The sequence below is a fragment of the Pseudoalteromonas sp. ECSMB14103 genome, assembly GCF_000813065.1.
GTDB lineage: Bacteria > Pseudomonadota > Gammaproteobacteria > Enterobacterales > Alteromonadaceae > Pseudoalteromonas > Pseudoalteromonas marina.
On the sequence record NZ_JWGY01000009.1, the window covers coordinates 42,522 to 59,370 of the forward strand.

Here is a 16,849-nt window from a genome sequence, read left to right on the forward strand (position 1 = left end):
GAATTATTTAATCAAGGACTTTATAAGCTCGTTATTGAGGAAATAACAAGTGGCGGAGTGGACGGGACTCGAACCCGCGACCCCCGGCGTGACAGGCCGGTATTCTAACCAACTGAACTACCACTCCGCAGTGGTATGTGCATGGGGTAATGCACTTACTAATTTTGTTACGATATCAAATGGCGGAGTGGACGGGACTCGAACCCGCGACCCCCGGCGTGACAGGCCGGTATTCTAACCAACTGAACTACCACTCCGCAGAGATATCTTTTTTACTTGTCATTACTTAATTTGTTGGCGGAGTGGACGGGACTCGAACCCGCGACCCCCGGCGTGACAGGCCGGTATTCTAACCAACTGAACTACCACTCCAGCATACAAATTTTGTAATATAACGTTGTTTAAATAGTTGGCGGAGTGGACGGGACTCGAACCCGCGACCCCCGGCGTGACAGGCCGGTATTCTAACCAACTGAACTACCACTCCACCGTGGTATGTGCATGGGGTAATGCACTTACTAATTTTGTTACGATATCAAATGGCGGAGTGGACGGGACTCGAACCCGCGACCCCCGGCGTGACAGGCCGGTATTCTAACCAACTGAACTACCACTCCGCAGAGATATCTTTTTTACTTGTCATTACTTAATTTGTTGGCGGAGTGGACGGGACTCGAACCCGCGACCCCCGGCGTGACAGGCCGGTATTCTAACCAACTGAACTACCACTCCATAATAAGAATATGTTTTACAACCATATGTTGTGCAAGTGTTGGCGGAGTGGACGGGACTCGAACCCGCGACCCCCGGCGTGACAGGCCGGTATTCTAACCAACTGAACTACCACTCCACAGTGATATCTTTTTTACTTGTCATTACTTAATTTGTTGGCGGAGTGGACGGGACTCGAACCCGCGACCCCCGGCGTGACAGGCCGGTATTCTAACCAACTGAACTACCACTCCACAGTGGTATGTGCATGGGGTAATGCACTTACTAATTTTGTTACGATATCAAATGGCGGAGTGGACGGGACTCGAACCCGCGACCCCCGGCGTGACAGGCCGGTATTCTAACCAACTGAACTACCACTCCACAGCGTATTTAAACTGTTATTTTTTCTTATTGGCGGAGTGGACGGGACTCGAACCCGCGACCCCCGGCGTGACAGGCCGGTATTCTAACCAACTGAACTACCACTCCATAATAAGAATATGTTTTACAACCATATGTTGTGCAAGTGTTGGCGGAGTGGACGGGACTCGAACCCGCGACCCCCGGCGTGACAGGCCGGTATTCTAACCAACTGAACTACCACTCCATCGCATACTTACAAATTGTCGAAAATTGGCGGAGTGGACGGGACTCGAACCCGCGACCCCCGGCGTGACAGGCCGGTATTCTAACCAACTGAACTACCACTCCAGAGTAAGAATATGTTTTACAACCATATGTTGTGCAAGTGTTGGCGGAGTGGACGGGACTCGAACCCGCGACCCCCGGCGTGACAGGCCGGTATTCTAACCAACTGAACTACCACTCCATCGCATACTTACAAATTGTCGAAAATTGGCGGAGTGGACGGGACTCGAACCCGCGACCCCCGGCGTGACAGGCCGGTATTCTAACCAACTGAACTACCACTCCAGAGTGTATTTAAACTGTTATTTTTTCTTATTGGCGGAGTGGACGGGACTCGAACCCGCGACCCCCGGCGTGACAGGCCGGTATTCTAACCAACTGAACTACCACTCCATAATAAGAATATGTTTTACAACCATATGTTGTGCAAGTGTTGGCGGAGTGGACGGGACTCGAACCCGCGACCCCCGGCGTGACAGGCCGGTATTCTAACCAACTGAACTACCACTCCATCGCATACTTACAAATTGTCGAAAATTGGCGGAGTGGACGGGACTCGAACCCGCGACCCCCGGCGTGACAGGCCGGTATTCTAACCAACTGAACTACCACTCCGCATTTTCGTTGCTGTTTAGGTCTCCCTGACAGCGGCGTGAATAATACGAACCAGCCCCTATTTCGTCAAGGGCTTTTTTGTTTTTTTACAGGTTTTTTAGTCATCTGACATCGAAAGGTTTAAAATTTCACCTGATTTGTCATTTTTTGAACCATTTTTGTCTACTTGATTTTTTTCTGTATCGTCCGCATCTTGATCCGCGTGTTTCTTTTTATTTAAAAAAGGTAACGATAGTTTAATTTTAATCGGTTTTTTTTGCACAAATATTCGAATAGCTAACCAGCCAAGAAGTATAATCAAAATATTACCGCCGATTATTAAGCCCACAATGGTGGATGTGGCCATTTTTTCTTCTTCCGGCTCAATGGGGGTGGCTTGCTCGGCTTCAACTATTGTTGCAGGGTCAACTTCTGGTACCGCTTCTATTGGCCGGGCTATTTCAAATTTATAGGTTGGTAAAGTGGCCATAAATTCACGGCCGTTGTTATTAGTACCAAATACAGACAGTTCGACACTGTAGCGCCCCCAGTCATAGTTTTTAATTATTAACTCTCTTGTCTCACCTGGCGCAGCGTTTATAGTAAACATTTGCTCTTCGTTGTTAGGGTAATAAATCTTACCCTGAAAAATAACGGTCTCTGGTTTAACTATTTTGTTGTCTGTTGTGATCGTTAATTTATGTTCATCAATATTTTCATCTGCAAGCGCGATATTAAAGCCAAAGGGGGGTTCGTGAACAATAATGGTGTCTTGCACGATTCTGCGTTGCAGTAAAGGAGTAGAAATGTAAAGTTCTGGGGTCCACTCACCTTCAGGGAACACAAGTTTAAACTCACCGGTAAATACACCGTCTTTTGGACGTTCATCAAATCCACGCCCGTCGTCTTTAAATTCGGCGACTTCTTGTGTACCTGCGCCAAAGTTTGCAAAGCTATCGTTATTCGTACTTACAAAGTCAACATTAAGACTAACCACATCTCTAAATAGATTAGCGTTAATCGGTTCACCGTCATTTAAAATTTGGCCAGTTACTTTTATCGTTTCGCCTCTAAAAAGCATGGGAGGTAATGGCTCTGCCTGTAGTGATATTTCACCCAGTACAACAATTCTGCTATCTGGTAAAATACTCCCTATAACTTGCCAAGGACCTGGCATTGGTTTTTTTATGGTGACAAGGTCATAACTAAGTTCGTCAAACCATTCAATATTAGTATCCCTAACTGCGTTGGTGGCAAAATACTTACTACCATCAGGCCTAACTAAAATAACGGCAGGTGTCCCTGGTTTTCTGAAAAAGAGTAATGTGATTTCGTCTATTTGGCTGTCAATTCGAAAGCGGTTGTCGAGTAAGGGGATTTCATTTTGTAGGCCATCCCGTTTTAAAACTTCAACTTGCTCTGCGCTATATGCGCTACTAGGTAACAAATTGAGTGCACATAACACGGTTACAAAATACATTATTCTCATTATAAGGCCTTATTCAGCGCGCCATAGGCATTGGCCGCCTTCTTTATTTACAAGATCCAATCTGGCTTCGTGTGCGCTTTGCTCTTCATCTGTAGCGCGTAATACTACCAATGGCGCTCTTTCACTGTTTAAACGTCTTATGCCGCCTTGCTGTTGCTCACTACCATCATCTTTATTTTGATTTAAGTTTAACTTTGTTTGTCCGCCTGTCATGGCAAGATAAACATCAGCTAAAATTTCAGAATCCAGTAACGCCCCGTGCAAGGTACGTTTAGCGTTATCTATGTCGTAACGTCGGCATAACGCATCAAGGTTATTCTTTTGTCCTGGATGCAAGTCACGCGCCATTTTAAGCGTGTCGAGAACTTGACAGTAATCATGCGTATTTGGAAAACCTTGATTAAGCAATGCAAATTCATTATCCATGTGGCCCACATCGAACGGGGCATTATGAATTACAAGTTCAGCACCTTTTATATAATCAAAAAACTCTTGTGCAATATCGCGGTAAAGCGGTTTGTCGCGTAAAAACTCATTGGTAATACCGTGAACGTCAATCGCTTCTTCTTCTATGCTACGTTGCGGATTAATATAAACATGAAAGTTATTACCCGTTAAACGACGATTTACTAACTCTACACAACCAATCTCTATAATTCGGTGCCCTTGTTTAGGGTCGATGCCGGTTGTTTCTGTATCTAAAACTATTTGTCTGCGTGCCATATCGAATTAAGCCTGACTCTGGTATCTTTCTATAATCACTTTATTGTACATAAGATCAAGGTAAAACAGTGCAAAAAACCGTAGAGATTTACACCGATGGCTCATGTTTAGGTAATCCAGGCCCCGGTGGTTATGGTATTTTTATGATTTATGACGCCCATGAAAAAAAATTAAGCCAAGGCTATAAGCTCACTACAAACAATCGCATGGAAATGCTTGCGGCTATAGTGGCACTTGAATCACTTAACCGTGCTTGTGTTGTAAACCTTACTACCGATAGTCAATACGTAAAACAAGGTATCGAGTCATGGATTTCAAACTGGAAAAAACGCGGCTGGATAACGTCAGCTAAAAAGCCAGTTAAAAATGTGGACTTATGGAAACGCCTAGATGCAGCTTGCAGCAAACACACAGTAAATTGGAAGTGGGTTAAAGGTCATAGCGGCCATAAGTACAACGAAATAGTCGACGATTTAGCTCGTGATGCAGCTGGCAGCACAGATTTACTCGAAGATGTGGGCTACCAGCCTTAATTTACTTGATACTAATGGTTGTCACTTTTTTGGTCGCACGTTTTGTAATGCTGCTTTGAAGTTTGCCTAAGCCCCGCTCCTTTTACAGGCACAAATTGTGGCCGTGCGTGCCACTTAGGCTTTATAGGTGTAAGGGGCGCAACGCGTTTTCGAGCCACCAGCATATAAACACTACCCATAGGTTTTAAATACTGCTTGGCAAATGCTCGCCAAAATTCAAACCGTGATAACCTGTTTCCCCTAGCAAGTGATGAGTAAATAAACCGCTCGTCACTTACAATTTCAAAACCCAATAAATTCAGCCAATCCTTTACCCTTGCTGGGGTAAAAAATCGTCCTGTCCACGGTAATTTTTGCCCGCTAAACGGCAACATTTGAGCCAACCCACACAAGCTCAGCGGATTAAACCCGGTAATTAGAACGTAACCGCCAGGTATGAGTGTTCGATGAGCTTCGCGTAAAATGTGATGTGGGTCAGAGTGGTACTCTAAACAATGGCTTAAAATACACGCGTCAACACTATGTTCGTAAAAAGGTAATTCATCTATATCTGCCACGACCCCTGTATATGGTCCGGGCTCAGCGACACACACCTGGTGCTTAATAGTACTTAAACTTGTATTTAACTCACCGCTTAAGTTACCTAACTTAAGCATATGGTAACCAAACATGCGTGGTAGCCAATATTGCATTTTACGTTCAATATCAGCTTGCAAGTAATCCCCGTGAGGAAATTGCTGCCACGACAGTGGTTTGGGTCCTTCTTGAAAACTAAGGGCTGGTTTCATTTTATGAGCTCGTTATACTATGCGTTAAATGTCACTTTATAGAGCAATTTAACATGGTGCAAGTCAAAGCAATTAAAGCCTTTTCAGATAATTACATTTGGTGTTTAACCACTGAAGCCAACGCTGAAGCATGGGTCGTTGATCCTGGTCAGGCTGAGCCTGTGCTAGCTCATCTCGCAGCAGAAAACTTAACACTGGGTGGCATTTTAATTACCCATCATCATTATGATCATACCGATGGCGTTGCGCAGCTAGTAAAAGATGACCCAACAATAAAAGTTTATGGGCCTAAAAATAGCCCCTTTAAAGGAGTGACGCATCCACTGGTTGATAGCGATAGTATTGATGTTTTAGGCATCAACTTTAAAGTGCTCACAACTCCAGGGCATACACTTGATCATATTTGTTTTGTAAATGACAACATGGCATTTACTGGTGATACATTATTCAGTGGTGGCTGTGGACGTTTATTTGAAGGTACTAGTGAACAAATGTGGCATTCTCTAAACAAATTAAAAACGCTACCAGCAGGGTGTAAAGTGTTTTGCACCCACGAATATACACAAGCTAATTTAACTTTTGCTAAAGCTGTTGAGCCTCGTAATCCATCGTTACTTGCACACAGTGAGCTGGTAGATGAGTTAAGGAAAGAAGATAAAATTTCACTGCCAACCACTATAAGCCAAGAGCTTAAAATAAACCCGTTTATGCGCAGCGACATTCCAACCATTATAGAGGAAGTACCTAAAGAATTTATCTCGGTTACAAAAAACAATGAACCTTGGCATAACTTTGCTGCTCTGAGAAAGTTCAAAGATAATTTTTAGCGCATATAAGTTTATTATTTTAAATCATTAACTTGAAATACATGAACACTTTCTACTAACTGCTGTAATTGTCATAAAGTGGTAATGTTAGTTTATTAAAGGTAACATTTGCCGAGTTTTTTACCCGATGTATTGGTATTTATGAATAAATCTCCTCTTATACTAACCTTGGCGCTTGCGCTAAGTGGTTGTCAAACATTGACTACCTTAGAATCTGACCCTCAGGTCGCAAATCAAGCTAATAATAAGCTTGAAGGTGCAAGCCCAAATGATATTAACAATGCATTAATGGTAAACGCGCAATATCAACAACTAGATAGCGATGAACAAGATGCGCCGGTATTTGACGATGTATGGGAGCGTATTCGTTACCAATTGTCGATTAATGTTCCTCAAAACCGCCCTGTTGTGACCGAGCGAAATTATTATGCGAAGCATCAACGTTATTTAGACCGTATTTCAAAGCGTGCAGAGCCTTACCTTCACTTTATTGTTGAAGAAGTGGAAAAACGCGAGATGCCAATCGAAATTGCGCTTCTTCCTATTGTAGAAAGCGCTTTTGATCCCTTTGGCTACTCTCACAGAACCGCCTCGGGTATTTGGCAATTTATGCCACAAACGGGTGAGCGCTTTGATTTAAAACAAAACTGGTGGTACGACGGCCGCCGAGATATTGTGCAATCAACCCGTGCAGCGCTAGATTACTTATCTTATCTTCACAAAACACTTGAAGGTGATTGGCTCAATGCCATAGCCGCCTATAACTCCGGTGAAGGGCGCCTGATGCGCGCAATTAAAAAAAATCGTAAAAAGCATTTGCCCACCGATTTTTGGTCATTAGATTTACCAAGAGAAACCACGGCTTACGTACCAAAGCTACTGGCACTAGCTGACTTATTAAAACGTTCGGATGAATTTAATGTAACGTGGAAACCCATTATCAACGCCCAAGTAGTAGAAGTAGTTGATGTAGGCTCACAAATAGACCTAGCGCTTGCCGCCGAAATGGCCGACATGACATTAACAGAGCTTTACAGATTAAACCCTGGTTTTAACCGTTGGGCTACAGACCCAAATGGCCCCCACTCTTTGCTTTTACCTATTGATAAAGCGCAGCAATTTTCTGAAAAGCTTGCCAATACTGATATTAAAAATAGGCTTCGCTGGCAACGATACGTGGTAAAAAGCGGCGACAGCTTATCTGTAATTGCTAAAAAGTTTACCACTAGCACCAGCGCAATTAGATCTTTGAACAAGCTTGATTCAAATACGATACGCATTGGACAAGAGCTACTAGTCCCGTTAACCGATGGTGCAATAAATAGCGAGCACTTACCAAAGCAAATGCGTATGGCTGCAAATAAAACATCACGCACTAAGCTTTCGCATACCGTAAAAAGTGGCGATACCTTATGGGATATCAGCCGCGAATACGATGTGACTATGGATGAATTGGCAAAGTGGAATAAACTTAAAAAAAGCACTGTGCTACGCTTAAATCAAAAGCTCACAGTGTATAAATCACAAAATAAAACGACCAGCGCACCAAAAAGCACTAATCGCACGATTACGTACAAAGTACGAAGAGGCGATTCACTTGCGCGGATTGCGTCTAAGTTTAATTTAACGGTAAGCGAAATTATCAAATGGAATAATTTAGCAGGTCAAAAGTACTTGCAACCGGGGCAAAAATTAAAGCTTAAAGTGGATGTAAGAAGTAGTTAATTTCAGCTAACAAAAAAGGAGCGCATGCGCTCCTTTTTATTGGTATATAAAAATTAATCTGGGAGCTTTTCAAGCCATGCTTTTAACCAAGGCTCTGTCACTGGCCAAGGCTCAAAATCTTCACACGCGTCAATTTCTAAACGGTTACCGACAGGTTTTGCTTGTAAATCACGTAATAGTTCATCAAAACTTCTACCTGCACCGCAAAAAGTATCACCATAGCTTCTGTCGCCCATAGCCACCACTCCAAATGGCTTATCTGTAAGCATAGGAAAACTGCTATTAAGCGCATAATATAAGCCAGCTAGGTTACTTGGCACGTCACCCTGGCCTGTCGTTGAGGTAACAATTAATATGTTTGATGCGTTTTTAATATCGTCAAGCGAAGCCTCTGTGATGACCGCTGCGCTATGACCAGCCTGCTTAATAGTTGCAGCTATATCATCACTTAAACGTTGAGCACCACCATTTACAGTGCCCACAAAAATACTAATATGTGCCATTAATAATCCTTCTCTTCGTTTGGCCAACCAAGTTGCTCACAAATCTGTAGCATATCATGACCTAGTGGCGCTTTAATCGTTATTGCTTTGGTGGTGTAAGGGTGCACAAAACTCAGCTCAGTTGCAAACAGCATTAAGCGTCGTAATTCAAAATGATCCCTAAAAAATTGGTTATGTTGATTGTCGCCATGATTAACATCACCAATTATTGGTAATGATAAATGTTTTAAATGCCGGCGAATCTGATGCTTGCGCCCTGTTTTAGGAAAACACTCAACTAATGAGTACCTAACCGTTGGGTATTTGCCTATTGGAATAGGTAATGCAGCTTGATACAAACAATTAAACTGAGTTTGCGCCTCTTGAGGTGCTTTATTCTGATCTGCAAATTTATCGGCAATTTTATCAAGCTCCTCTTTTATAGGCTTATCTAAAAAAACCGAATCAGGGGCAAATCCGCGCACTAGAGCTAAATATCGCTTAGCAATAGTACCTTCAATGAATAACTGATTCATATCACGCGCGGCTTCAGAGCTTAAAGCAAATAGCAGCACACCCGACGTAGGTCTATCTAGCCTGTGAACTGGAAAAACGTGCAGCCCTAACTGATCGCGCAACATTTGCATCGCAAATTGAGTTTCATGTTTATCTAAAAAGGAGCGATGTACCAATAGCCCTGACGGTTTATTAATGGCTACAAAGTTTTCGTCTTGATACAAAATGTCGAGTTCGCCGTATTCAGTAGGCGCTAGGCGCTCACTCATTCGGTTCTCCTAATAGTGCATCTAGCTGTGTCAGCACCTCTATAATTTCATTTCCACCTGATTTATTAATCAAGGCCATTTGCGCCATGGGAGCAATTGCAAAGTTTCGCGGTAATGGTTGATTATAAGTGATCAAATGCTGCATTTTTTCAATAAAGACAAACTGTAGCCACTGCTCAAACGCCATCGAATCGTGACAAAAGGGAACACTAGAATTTAGTGCCTCCGCTGAAATTGGCTCACATTGCCAAAGTTGATGCTTTTGTAATAGCGCTTTTAATTGCACTAGATAAGCTTGGGTCTGTTGGAACATAACCACCCTCTTTATAAGTTATGCAGCAATTATACCCTGTTCCCACAAAGCTCGCTATGGCGTATAATTAGCGCAATTTTGCAGTTAAAAACGACCGGGAAAACAATGAGTGATCAAATAGCAACCTTAGGCCAACTTTTAGATGGTGCTGGCACGCAATGGCGGGCTTTTGATATTGGCAGGCACATTACTAAACTCGATAAACAACAGTTTTTAGCTATTGAACAAGCCCAAGTACCTTACCCTTATCCGCTTGCTGGTCATGCGTGGATAGCAATTCAGTTCTGGGATGCCAAAGCGAGCAAAGAACCCTATGTGTGGTTTTTAAAATTTCCGCTAGATGAGCAAAGTAAATTAGTTAGTGCAAGTCGTGATCACTTTGCCGATATGGTTATTCAAGCTCTTGGCACTGAAATTACAGGTGAAAAAGCAGATGGCAAGCTTGATAACAATCCTTATGTGTTTACGCCTAATGCAAATAAACTTGCTGCATTTAACGCGCAAGTTAAGGTGTTACTAAAGCAACCTGCTTCACAATATTACGAATACGCTCAGCTATATTTTAGTGCAAAGTTAGGCTTTGATAATTGGCAAAGTGTGGCACTACAAGGCATTGCTGATTTTGCGCTGCGCCTAGATAACGATCAAAACTTAAGTAACTTACAAAAAGCCTGGGCGCATTTACCCCTTGAAGTATTGCAGCCACTAAGTGCAATGCTTGAACATGTTGCAATACCACCAACACTGAGTGAGCTTTTACTCGCGCAGGGTCAAACAGCTATTAATAATAGTGATACTATAGCGTTAACCGCTGCACTACGCTCAATGTCTAAAGGTCAGGCACAAGGTTTGTGCGCGCAGCTTGTTGATGCAACATTGAATTCAGCTCTAAAAAGCGACTCTGACGTACTTTTAACAATTGCTGGGCGTTGCTTTGTTAAGTTGGAAGACCCTAAACGATTGCATATATTTATGGATAATTGTGCTCAACATCAAAAAATAGAGGCGCTTTTTCCAAGTATTTTTGCTGACTTAGTTGCAATACCGACCATTCGACCTCACCTATTAGGTTTATTACGAAAAGAAGATCGAAGCGAAGCCCTCGCTCGTGCAATTGGAAGGTTATTCTCTTAAATGGCAAGTTTATGGACGTTTATATTAATTGGTAGTGTTATTTATTTGTTTTGGCTAAACAGAAAAGTCGCCGAAGCGGCTAATGTTCATGCTAAACGTCAATGTGAGCAATTAAATGTGCAACTTATGAGTGTTGCGTGCACTAGGCGCCGTTTTGGTTTTCTAAAAAGTGGTAAACCAGGAATAAAAAGTGAGTTTTCATTTGAGTTTTCAAGTGACGGTGAAAATGCGTATCAGGGAATGCTTATTATGGAAAATGAGTTTTTAAAAAGTGTTGTCATTCCACCACACAAAATCTAAGTGCTCTTATGCTTTTAATGTATAAAATTATTGCAATTGTGTAGTACAAAAAACTAAGGCGTAACTAAAGTTACGCCCCAATTGGACTGCTTCCTGCTAGATATCCACTATCTATAATCCGTTTTTTCATCCCCTGAACGAGTAAACAACCTTGTTTACCCTCACATTGCCTCATACAATATCCATCGCCACCTTGGCAAACCCGCGTAAACTAACGCTTGGCTAAATCTATAGCATCATCCATGTTAATCCTTTGAAGTAGCGCCCTGCCGCTTTGTGCTTCCTGCGTTGTCCCTTTGCTTTCCAAGCATTCACGTGCAACCTAGTACGTGGCTGCGTCCTGCAGCTTTAATCCTTTATATCCTTAAAGTAGCTCCTGCCACTTAGTGCGTCTTGCACTTCCTATTCATCCTTGCTGTCCTTGTTAACTTGTCCTTTTTGCATCCTGCTAGCATCTGCTATTTTGCCTATTCCTTATCCATGGCAGTAGCTTATTCATTAAGCTATGTCTTCTTGACAAGGTAAAGTTTAGAGTAAACGAGAGGAGGAAGTAGTATGTGAGACAAAATAATTCTTTGTCATAAAAATTAAAAAATCAATAAATTAATATTAAACATGCACTTAAATAAAAAAAGGCGACCAATTGGCCACCCTTAACTGATTACTCTCACGTTAATGTAAGATATATCGCACGGACACATGTCCGTTTGGGCGCATTAACTTACACACTTCGGGTTACGCTTTTAACCCAATACACTTTTAAATAGTAACTCACCAGCAACTTGGTTAAACGTAAGCTGTTTAAAAGTCAAAAATCCTTCAGATTTAAAAAGTTCTGTATGCTCACTACGCGTTACAAATACTGCCAATCCAGAAGACTCACTATTTGCCTTTACCAGCTCATCAAGCCCTCTGAGTAAATACCGACCAAACCCTTGACCATGAAAATGCGGATCCACTGCAATAAAAGCTAAAAAGTAATAACGGCCTTTTTCTTTTAGTGTATCTCTAATAGTTTGTTCTTTTTCTATTAACTGGTTAGTTTGTAAATATCCCGCACTCAGCATTAATTTTAAGCGCCAATGCCAATAACGCTGAGCTTGAAGTTGACTTAAAGAATCAAACATACAGGCCACTGCTTTTAATTTTCCACTGCGATAAAGTCCTATTAGTGGTTGCTTTTCTTGCCAAAAACTACTGAGTTCTTCACGTATTAATGCACGTAACTTTTTTTCGTAAACGGCTTTATTTTTTTCATCATAACCTAGCATTGTTTTTAGTACAGGGTCATCATGGTATGCCTGATAAATTAAACTTGCTGCAGTGCTTATATCTTCTGCTTCAATGTATTGTACGCTGAACGTTTCTTCTTGTGCGGTTATACTCATTGTATGTCCTTTATTGTTTTAGCCGTAAATATAATCAGAGCTCAAATACTAAAGCTATACGCGAATAACTTCATTTACGAGTATATTTAATCTAAGAACTGGATATTACGTCGTATTGCCCGCTTAAAGAGAGAAATAATATCAAAGTGTTATTTATTTTTACTATCCTTTATAAAGCGCTTAACAGCGGTTTAGGCAATTTATTATTCAGAACTTAACTTTACTATATACCTAAAGTAATTAACCGACAATTCAGCTTGAGTTTAGCTAGCACATTGTATTGTTGGGCCTTAAGGTAATTTATTGTTTATTTAAAGGAGTCGTAACATGGATACTACTAAACATGATATTCATACATTATTTGCACAACTTGGTTTACCAAATTCAGAATCTCAAATAGATCAATTTATTGCTTCACATGAGTTAAAAGACACAACACTGCTTCAAGATGCAGCATTTTGGGATGAAGCACAGCAACACTTTTTAGCGGAATCGCTTGCTGAAGATGGCGCCTGGAGTGAAGTGATTGATGAGTTAGATGTTCGTCTTCGCCAAGGCAAATAGCATTATTTAGCTAGATAGCTATTAAAGTCTTCAAAATAACTAATCCATGACGATGTTTAATGGAGCAAGGCAAATTTACTGATCGATTTTTGACTTGTCTCAGGCATATTTACGCAAGTTAGCGTTAGATGAGTTACAAAAGATAGATTTTTAACCTAAGTATTAGGTTATTTAATGTAGCATACCCGTTTTATTGCTACCATAGCACCCGCGCAGCATGTGTATGCTGCGCTTTATTTAATTTAAGAGTTATAAATATAATGAATTCAGTTGTATTTGATGCAATTCAAGTCCTTTTAGATGAAGGCAAAACACCCACAGTCGCATTAACTAAAAGTCGCTTAGCGCAACCGGTTCCAATGCCAATGATTATTGCAGCTGTGAGCCAATACAAAAATAACCCGGATTCTATAAATAACTTTATTAAAACTTCCCAGCAGCCAGAAAACACTGAGCTAAAAGCAAGCCAACTAGACAGAATTGAGCAAAAACTTGATCAATTACTTGCACTGCTAGAACAAAAATAATTTGAGACTATAAATGTTTGTTGTTGATTTAACATTTGATTGCTACCAAGACACCACCCTAGAACAAGCCGAACAAGCCATAAACCGCTTAGTAAATGCGCTTCGCTTTAATGGCCAAATAATGGGGGAAGAGTTCCCCACCGTTTTAAAAGACGGCTTTTTCATAACCCGTGTTATGTGCCCAACTGAAGACGCTATGCACCCGCTAAATAATAGCCCTTTTGTTAAACACAGCATTGAAAAACTACATAACGCAGGTTTATTGGCCCCCAAAGTAAAAGTGATTGGCCAAGATATTCACTCTAATGGAGCGGATTGCTGCACTGAGCCGTCAAGTTACATTTTATATACTACTTATGTGCATACATGTAGCCCTCTGTATTGTGGCGACGACTTTTTACCTGTGCCACTATTTCGCATCCCTGCTATTGCCAATGGTGATTACAAAACGCTAATTAAGTGGCAAGAAGATTGGCAAGCATGCGATCAAATACAAATTAATGGCGCAACACGCTGTGAGTTTCCTGCCCTTGAGGAAATATCCAGTACTAAAAGTGATTTATATCGCCGCGGAAAAGACATCACCAAACGCATTAGTTTTTTAACTAAAAAGCCGGTTTACTACTACTTATATCGAGTTGGTGGTGTGGATAAAGCCTCTGAGCTTGAGCGTAAATGTCCAAGCTGTAATAGCGATTGGAAACTAGATGAACCTTGGTTTGGGCTATTTGATTTTAGGTGTGAACCGTGTGGTTTAGTCTCTAATGTGTCGTGGGATTTTCAATAGCCTCTCTAATGACTTTTTAAAATCAGCTCAGCGATATTGCTAAGCTGATTTATTAATGACGTTTTATACTTCAAGCGCTTTTAAAAACGACTCTATATTTGGTGCAAGTACATGGTGCGTTTTTTTACCGACGTGCTCTAGACACACCTCTCCGGTATGAATTAACACACTGACCAGTAAATCTTCTTTATCTGTTAAACCAATAAACACAGTTTCGGGTTGTTTTAGCTTTCGTTTCATTAAAACATGACCAGTGATGTTTTGTTGAAGCATATCGAAGTCGTCGCTATTCCATGCTTGCAACAGTTCAATTTGATGTCCGTCAATAATTGCCAATACGCTACCACCGTACATGTGCCCATAAAGTTCGCTTAACGCTGTTGGAAACTCAAGCTCTAATGCCTTAGCTAAATTGTTTAATGAGCCTGCTGGCTGCTGACGTACGCCTTGCCATTGAATATTTCCTTGCTCGTCAACCTCGCCTAGCTCACACGGACTCGGCCATTGTTCATCGTGTGCTATAAGTGGGTACTTAGCAGTGTTTTTGAGGGTATTTTCGCTAAATTGATGGTGAAGTTGTTCTAAAAGCAATGCTACAGACATACTGTGAAACTCAATTAAATTAGATATAATGCGCACATTGTAACTATTTAAGAGCAAACATGACAGATTACAGCAACTCTCCAGACCTTAAAGGCAGTGTATTAGGACAATCTACTGAATATGTAGACCACTATACACCAAGCTTGCTTTTCCCAATTGCGCGCAAGCTAAATCGTGATGCTTTAAATATTGATGAAGCCGAACTGCCATTTAAAGGCCAAGATATTTGGACAGGTTACGAACTTTCGTGGTTAAACGCCAAAGGTAAACCGCAAGTGGCTGTCGCCTTATTTACTTTTGCATGCCAAAGCAGCCACATTATTGAGTCTAAATCGTTTAAGCTTTATCTAAACAGCTTTAATCAAACTCGTTTTGAGAGCATAAACACAGTTAAGCAACATTTAATCGATGACTTATCAGACGCAGTTAATAGTCCGGTACAAGTAACCCTATACAAAGCGGACGATTTTAACTGTTTACCCTGTACTGCTCTTCCTGGGGAATGCATTGATGATTTAGATATTGAAATAGATAACTATGATATTGATGCCTATTCACTTAAAGCACATAGCGATGAGATAGTGACCGAAACGCTGAATAGCCATTTGCTAAAATCTAATTGCTTAATAACGTCTCAACCAGATTGGGCGAGCATTATTATAAGATACACAGGCGAGAAGATATGTCGTGAATCGCTACTACGTTATTTAATATCGTTTAGAACACACAACGAGTTTCATGAGCAATGTGTAGAGCGCATTTATAGTGACTTAACCACGCAACTCAACATTAAAGAGCTTGAAGTGTATGCTCGTTATACACGCCGAGGCGGATTAGACATAAACCCATACCGTTCTACGCATTATAACGAAACACCGTTTGCCGTTAAGATTAATCGTCAGTAAATACGTTAAACACCAAAACATAAATATTAAAAAAGGAGCCTCAGCTCCTTTTTTAATATTTAAATAACGCGCTTTGTTGGGATAGGCATACCACATACATCAACGTAATTATACGATTGGACAAACCAGGGTTCCGTTCGGCTTTTACGTGCATCTATCAGTTGCTTGAACGATGCTGAGTTTGTCTTCATTACCTTGAATACTGTTGCATCGCTATTAACATCAGCCAACACTTCAATATTCGTTATTGGATTAAACACCAGTCCCTCAGTGGGTAAACGCTGCAAACGATTAAAGTGCTCCATACCCTCAAGCACTCTCCCAAACACGGTAATGTTTTTATCAAGGTAACGAGGGCCTTGCCCAATAGTGACAAAAAACTCAGTACTTGCGCTGTTTATATCATTAGCGCGTGCCATTGCAAATACACCATTGCAATGCACTTGCCATGTTTGAGTCTGTGTTTGGTTTTGCGCAACAGCAAAACCATTTAAAAACCCCGTAACAGGCGCGTATCCATCGCCTTTTAACTCGGTAATTTTTAATGGTTGCGATGTTGGTAAATAAAACTCTGCAGGTACGGTTTTATTCGCTGTTTTTATTTCTTTTTTACCCGAGCCGTCGCCACCTTGTGCTACAAACCCTTCTACAAAACGATAGACACGGGTGTTTTTATAAAAGCCTTCTTGCGCCAACGTTTTAATATGTTGCGTGTGTTTTGGAGCTAGTTGCGGATTTAATGCTATGTAAGCCGAACCAGTAGGTAAGGTTATTTTTAAAATATTTTGAGGATCGACTACTTGCCACTCATCTGCAGTTGCATTTTTTATTACATCATTGGCACTAAGTGGTGTTTGTATATTTATTACGGATTTATTGTTCGTTGTTGTTGCGCAGCCGCTCAACAAAAGTGCCATTACATAAATTGAACAACGTGTTTTCATATTCAACCTTTTATTTTTATTATTTAAAAGTAGCTTTAAGCAATCTAACTTGCCTAGGGTCTGTTTGACATTAATG

At 41.2% G+C, this 16,849-nt stretch carries 18 protein-coding genes and 17 tRNA genes; 9 read left to right on the forward strand and 26 right to left on the reverse strand.

Going from position 1 to position 16,849, the window contains the following annotated elements:
* Window positions 1-50: 50 nt before the first annotated feature.
* The 19 genes from RF53_RS19295 to dnaQ all read right to left on the reverse strand — a co-directional run bounded on the left by RF53_RS19295 (window position 51) and on the right by dnaQ (window position 4,168).
* Window positions 51-127: transfer RNA gene (locus tag RF53_RS19295), tRNA-Asp, on the reverse strand.
* Window positions 128-180: 53 nt separating this feature from the next.
* Window positions 181-257 (reverse strand) — tRNA-Asp (locus RF53_RS14265).
* A 38-nt stretch (window positions 258-295) separates the two neighbouring features.
* Window positions 296-372 (reverse strand) — tRNA-Asp (locus RF53_RS14270).
* A gap of 38 nt (window positions 373-410) precedes the next feature.
* Window positions 411-487: transfer RNA gene (locus RF53_RS14275), tRNA-Asp, on the reverse strand.
* Window positions 488-540: 53 nt separating this feature from the next.
* A tRNA-Asp gene (locus tag RF53_RS14280) sits at window positions 541-617 on the reverse strand.
* 38 nt (window positions 618-655) lie between these two features.
* Window positions 656-732: transfer RNA gene (locus tag RF53_RS14285), tRNA-Asp, on the reverse strand.
* A gap of 41 nt (window positions 733-773) precedes the next feature.
* Window positions 774-850 (reverse strand) — tRNA-Asp (locus RF53_RS14290).
* Window positions 851-888: 38 nt separating this feature from the next.
* A tRNA-Asp gene (locus tag RF53_RS14295) sits at window positions 889-965 on the reverse strand.
* Between the two features lie 53 nt (window positions 966-1,018).
* Window positions 1,019-1,095 (reverse strand) — tRNA-Asp (locus tag RF53_RS14300).
* 31 nt (window positions 1,096-1,126) lie between these two features.
* Window positions 1,127-1,203, reverse strand: a tRNA-Asp gene (locus RF53_RS19145).
* A gap of 41 nt (window positions 1,204-1,244) precedes the next feature.
* Window positions 1,245-1,321 (reverse strand) — tRNA-Asp (locus RF53_RS14305).
* A gap of 27 nt (window positions 1,322-1,348) precedes the next feature.
* Window positions 1,349-1,425 (reverse strand) — tRNA-Asp (locus RF53_RS14310).
* 41 nt (window positions 1,426-1,466) lie between these two features.
* Window positions 1,467-1,543: transfer RNA gene (locus tag RF53_RS14315), tRNA-Asp, on the reverse strand.
* 27 nt (window positions 1,544-1,570) lie between these two features.
* Window positions 1,571-1,647: transfer RNA gene (locus RF53_RS14320), tRNA-Asp, on the reverse strand.
* A gap of 31 nt (window positions 1,648-1,678) precedes the next feature.
* A tRNA-Asp gene (locus tag RF53_RS19400) sits at window positions 1,679-1,755 on the reverse strand.
* A gap of 41 nt (window positions 1,756-1,796) precedes the next feature.
* Window positions 1,797-1,873 (reverse strand) — tRNA-Asp (locus RF53_RS14330).
* Between the two features lie 27 nt (window positions 1,874-1,900).
* Window positions 1,901-1,977, reverse strand: a tRNA-Asp gene (locus RF53_RS14335).
* A 97-nt stretch (window positions 1,978-2,074) separates the two neighbouring features.
* A complete protein-coding gene (locus RF53_RS14340; RefSeq protein ID WP_039038068.1) occupies window positions 2,075-3,445 on the reverse strand; it encodes a TIGR03503 family protein in 1,371 nt (456 codons plus the stop codon).
* A 9-nt stretch (window positions 3,446-3,454) separates the two neighbouring features.
* Window positions 3,455-4,168: a DNA polymerase III subunit epsilon gene (dnaQ, locus tag RF53_RS14345; protein WP_006794050.1), complete on the reverse strand. Its 714-nt coding sequence runs from the start codon at window positions 4,166-4,168 to the stop codon at window positions 3,455-3,457.
* Window positions 4,169-4,236: 68 nt separating this feature from the next.
* On the opposite strand from dnaQ, the gene rnhA reads away from it, so the two are divergent.
* Window positions 4,237-4,701, forward strand: coding sequence for a ribonuclease HI (gene rnhA / locus RF53_RS14350; protein ID WP_006794051.1), 465 nt, complete (start codon window positions 4,237-4,239; stop codon window positions 4,699-4,701).
* An 11-nt stretch (window positions 4,702-4,712) separates the two neighbouring features.
* Here rnhA and RF53_RS14355 read toward each other — a convergent pair whose 3' ends face one another.
* Window positions 4,713-5,489 carry a class I SAM-dependent methyltransferase gene (locus RF53_RS14355; protein WP_006794052.1) on the reverse strand — a complete coding sequence of 259 codons (777 nt, stop codon included), beginning with the start codon at window positions 5,487-5,489 and terminating at the stop codon, window positions 4,713-4,715.
* A 53-nt stretch (window positions 5,490-5,542) separates the two neighbouring features.
* Here RF53_RS14355 and gloB point away from each other — a divergent pair, with 53 nt between their 5' ends.
* Window positions 5,543-6,316, forward strand: a complete 774-nt coding sequence (gene gloB / locus RF53_RS14360; protein WP_039038069.1) for a hydroxyacylglutathione hydrolase — start codon at window positions 5,543-5,545, stop codon at window positions 6,314-6,316.
* A 141-nt stretch (window positions 6,317-6,457) separates the two neighbouring features.
* A complete protein-coding gene (locus RF53_RS14365; protein ID WP_039038070.1) occupies window positions 6,458-8,041 on the forward strand; it encodes a LysM peptidoglycan-binding domain-containing protein in 1,584 nt (527 codons plus the stop codon).
* A gap of 53 nt (window positions 8,042-8,094) precedes the next feature.
* On the opposite strand, the gene RF53_RS14370 is transcribed toward RF53_RS14365, so the two are convergent.
* The 3 genes from RF53_RS14370 to RF53_RS14380 are packed head-to-tail and all read right to left on the reverse strand — an operon-like array spanning window position 8,095 to window position 9,621.
* Window positions 8,095-8,544, reverse strand: coding sequence for a flavodoxin (locus RF53_RS14370; protein ID WP_039038071.1), 450 nt, complete (start codon window positions 8,542-8,544; stop codon window positions 8,095-8,097).
* Window positions 8,544-9,308 (reverse strand): tRNA pseudouridine(65) synthase TruC, encoded by a 765-nt coding sequence (truC, locus tag RF53_RS14375; protein WP_039038072.1) that lies wholly within the window; start codon window positions 9,306-9,308, stop codon window positions 8,544-8,546. Before truC ends, RF53_RS14370 begins: the two co-directional genes overlap by 1 nt.
* Window positions 9,301-9,621: a YqcC family protein gene (locus RF53_RS14380; RefSeq protein WP_039038073.1), complete on the reverse strand. Its 321-nt coding sequence runs from the start codon at window positions 9,619-9,621 to the stop codon at window positions 9,301-9,303. The genes truC and RF53_RS14380 overlap by 8 nt, the downstream gene beginning before the upstream one ends.
* A 105-nt stretch (window positions 9,622-9,726) precedes the next feature.
* On the opposite strand from RF53_RS14380, the gene RF53_RS14385 reads away from it, so the two are divergent.
* A complete protein-coding gene (locus RF53_RS14385; RefSeq protein ID WP_039038074.1) occupies window positions 9,727-10,755 on the forward strand; it encodes a DUF3549 family protein in 1,029 nt (342 codons plus the stop codon).
* Window positions 10,756-11,055, forward strand: a complete 300-nt coding sequence (locus RF53_RS14390) for a DUF3301 domain-containing protein (RefSeq protein ID WP_039038075.1) — start codon at window positions 10,756-10,758, stop codon at window positions 11,053-11,055.
* A gap of 743 nt (window positions 11,056-11,798) precedes the next feature.
* Here the strand turns inward: RF53_RS14390 and RF53_RS14395 are convergent.
* Window positions 11,799-12,443, reverse strand: a complete 645-nt coding sequence (locus RF53_RS14395) for a GNAT family N-acetyltransferase (RefSeq protein WP_039038076.1) — start codon at window positions 12,441-12,443, stop codon at window positions 11,799-11,801.
* Window positions 12,444-12,770: 327 nt separating this feature from the next.
* Here RF53_RS14395 and RF53_RS14400 point away from each other — a divergent pair, with 327 nt between their 5' ends.
* The 3 genes from RF53_RS14400 to RF53_RS14410 all read left to right on the forward strand — a co-directional run bounded on the left by RF53_RS14400 (window position 12,771) and on the right by RF53_RS14410 (window position 14,321).
* A complete protein-coding gene (locus RF53_RS14400) occupies window positions 12,771-13,007 on the forward strand; it encodes a DUF2789 domain-containing protein (RefSeq protein WP_006794061.1) in 237 nt (78 codons plus the stop codon).
* Window positions 13,008-13,267: 260 nt separating this feature from the next.
* Complete coding sequence (locus RF53_RS14405) at window positions 13,268-13,534, forward strand: hypothetical protein (RefSeq protein ID WP_039038077.1); 267 nt, start codon at window positions 13,268-13,270, stop codon at window positions 13,532-13,534.
* A gap of 13 nt (window positions 13,535-13,547) precedes the next feature.
* Window positions 13,548-14,321 (forward strand): Zn-ribbon-containing protein, encoded by a 774-nt coding sequence (locus RF53_RS14410; RefSeq protein WP_006794063.1) that lies wholly within the window; start codon window positions 13,548-13,550, stop codon window positions 14,319-14,321.
* A gap of 63 nt (window positions 14,322-14,384) precedes the next feature.
* Here the strand turns inward: RF53_RS14410 and syd are convergent, their stop codons facing one another.
* Complete coding sequence (syd, locus tag RF53_RS14415; protein ID WP_008129321.1) at window positions 14,385-14,924, reverse strand: SecY-interacting protein; 540 nt, start codon at window positions 14,922-14,924, stop codon at window positions 14,385-14,387.
* Between the two features lie 59 nt (window positions 14,925-14,983).
* Between syd and queF the strand changes: the two genes are divergently transcribed.
* A complete protein-coding gene (queF, locus tag RF53_RS14420) occupies window positions 14,984-15,829 on the forward strand; it encodes an NADPH-dependent 7-cyano-7-deazaguanine reductase QueF (RefSeq protein ID WP_039038078.1) in 846 nt (281 codons plus the stop codon).
* A gap of 59 nt (window positions 15,830-15,888) precedes the next feature.
* Here the strand turns inward: queF and RF53_RS14425 are convergent, their stop codons facing one another.
* Window positions 15,889-16,773, reverse strand: coding sequence for a peptidylprolyl isomerase (locus RF53_RS14425; RefSeq protein WP_039038079.1), 885 nt, complete (start codon window positions 16,771-16,773; stop codon window positions 15,889-15,891).
* Window positions 16,774-16,849 lie beyond the last annotated feature (76 nt).

Excerpts from the sequence above, each read along its gene's own strand:
- RF53_RS14370 (WP_039038071.1), bottom strand. The coding sequence starts at position 8,544 with ATGGCACATATTAGTATTTTTGTGGGCACTGTAAATGGTGGTGCTCAA.
- queF (WP_039038078.1), top strand. The coding sequence starts at position 14,984 with ATGACAGATTACAGCAACTCTCCAGACCTTAAAGGCAGTGTATTAGGA.
- RF53_RS14400 (WP_006794061.1), top strand. The coding sequence starts at position 12,771 with ATGGATACTACTAAACATGATATTCATACATTATTTGCACAACTTGGT.
- RF53_RS14355 (WP_006794052.1), bottom strand. The coding sequence starts at position 5,489 with ATGAAACCAGCCCTTAGTTTTCAAGAAGGACCCAAACCACTGTCGTGG.
- dnaQ (WP_006794050.1), bottom strand. The coding sequence starts at position 4,168 with ATGGCACGCAGACAAATAGTTTTAGATACAGAAACAACCGGCATCGAC.
- syd (WP_008129321.1), bottom strand. The coding sequence starts at position 14,924 with ATGTCTGTAGCATTGCTTTTAGAACAACTTCACCATCAATTTAGCGAA.
- RF53_RS14380 (WP_039038073.1), bottom strand. The coding sequence starts at position 9,621 with ATGTTCCAACAGACCCAAGCTTATCTAGTGCAATTAAAAGCGCTATTA.
- RF53_RS14425 (WP_039038079.1), bottom strand. The coding sequence starts at position 16,773 with ATGAAAACACGTTGTTCAATTTATGTAATGGCACTTTTGTTGAGCGGC.
- RF53_RS14390 (WP_039038075.1), top strand. The coding sequence starts at position 10,756 with ATGGCAAGTTTATGGACGTTTATATTAATTGGTAGTGTTATTTATTTG.
- RF53_RS14365 (WP_039038070.1), top strand. The coding sequence starts at position 6,458 with ATGAATAAATCTCCTCTTATACTAACCTTGGCGCTTGCGCTAAGTGGT.
- RF53_RS14395 (WP_039038076.1), bottom strand. The coding sequence starts at position 12,443 with ATGAGTATAACCGCACAAGAAGAAACGTTCAGCGTACAATACATTGAA.
- RF53_RS14340 (WP_039038068.1), bottom strand. The coding sequence starts at position 3,445 with ATGAGAATAATGTATTTTGTAACCGTGTTATGTGCACTCAATTTGTTA.
- RF53_RS14385 (WP_039038074.1), top strand. The coding sequence starts at position 9,727 with ATGAGTGATCAAATAGCAACCTTAGGCCAACTTTTAGATGGTGCTGGC.
- RF53_RS14405 (WP_039038077.1), top strand. The coding sequence starts at position 13,268 with ATGAATTCAGTTGTATTTGATGCAATTCAAGTCCTTTTAGATGAAGGC.
- RF53_RS14410 (WP_006794063.1), top strand. The coding sequence starts at position 13,548 with ATGTTTGTTGTTGATTTAACATTTGATTGCTACCAAGACACCACCCTA.
- truC (WP_039038072.1), bottom strand. The coding sequence starts at position 9,308 with ATGAGTGAGCGCCTAGCGCCTACTGAATACGGCGAACTCGACATTTTG.
- gloB (WP_039038069.1), top strand. The coding sequence starts at position 5,543 with ATGGTGCAAGTCAAAGCAATTAAAGCCTTTTCAGATAATTACATTTGG.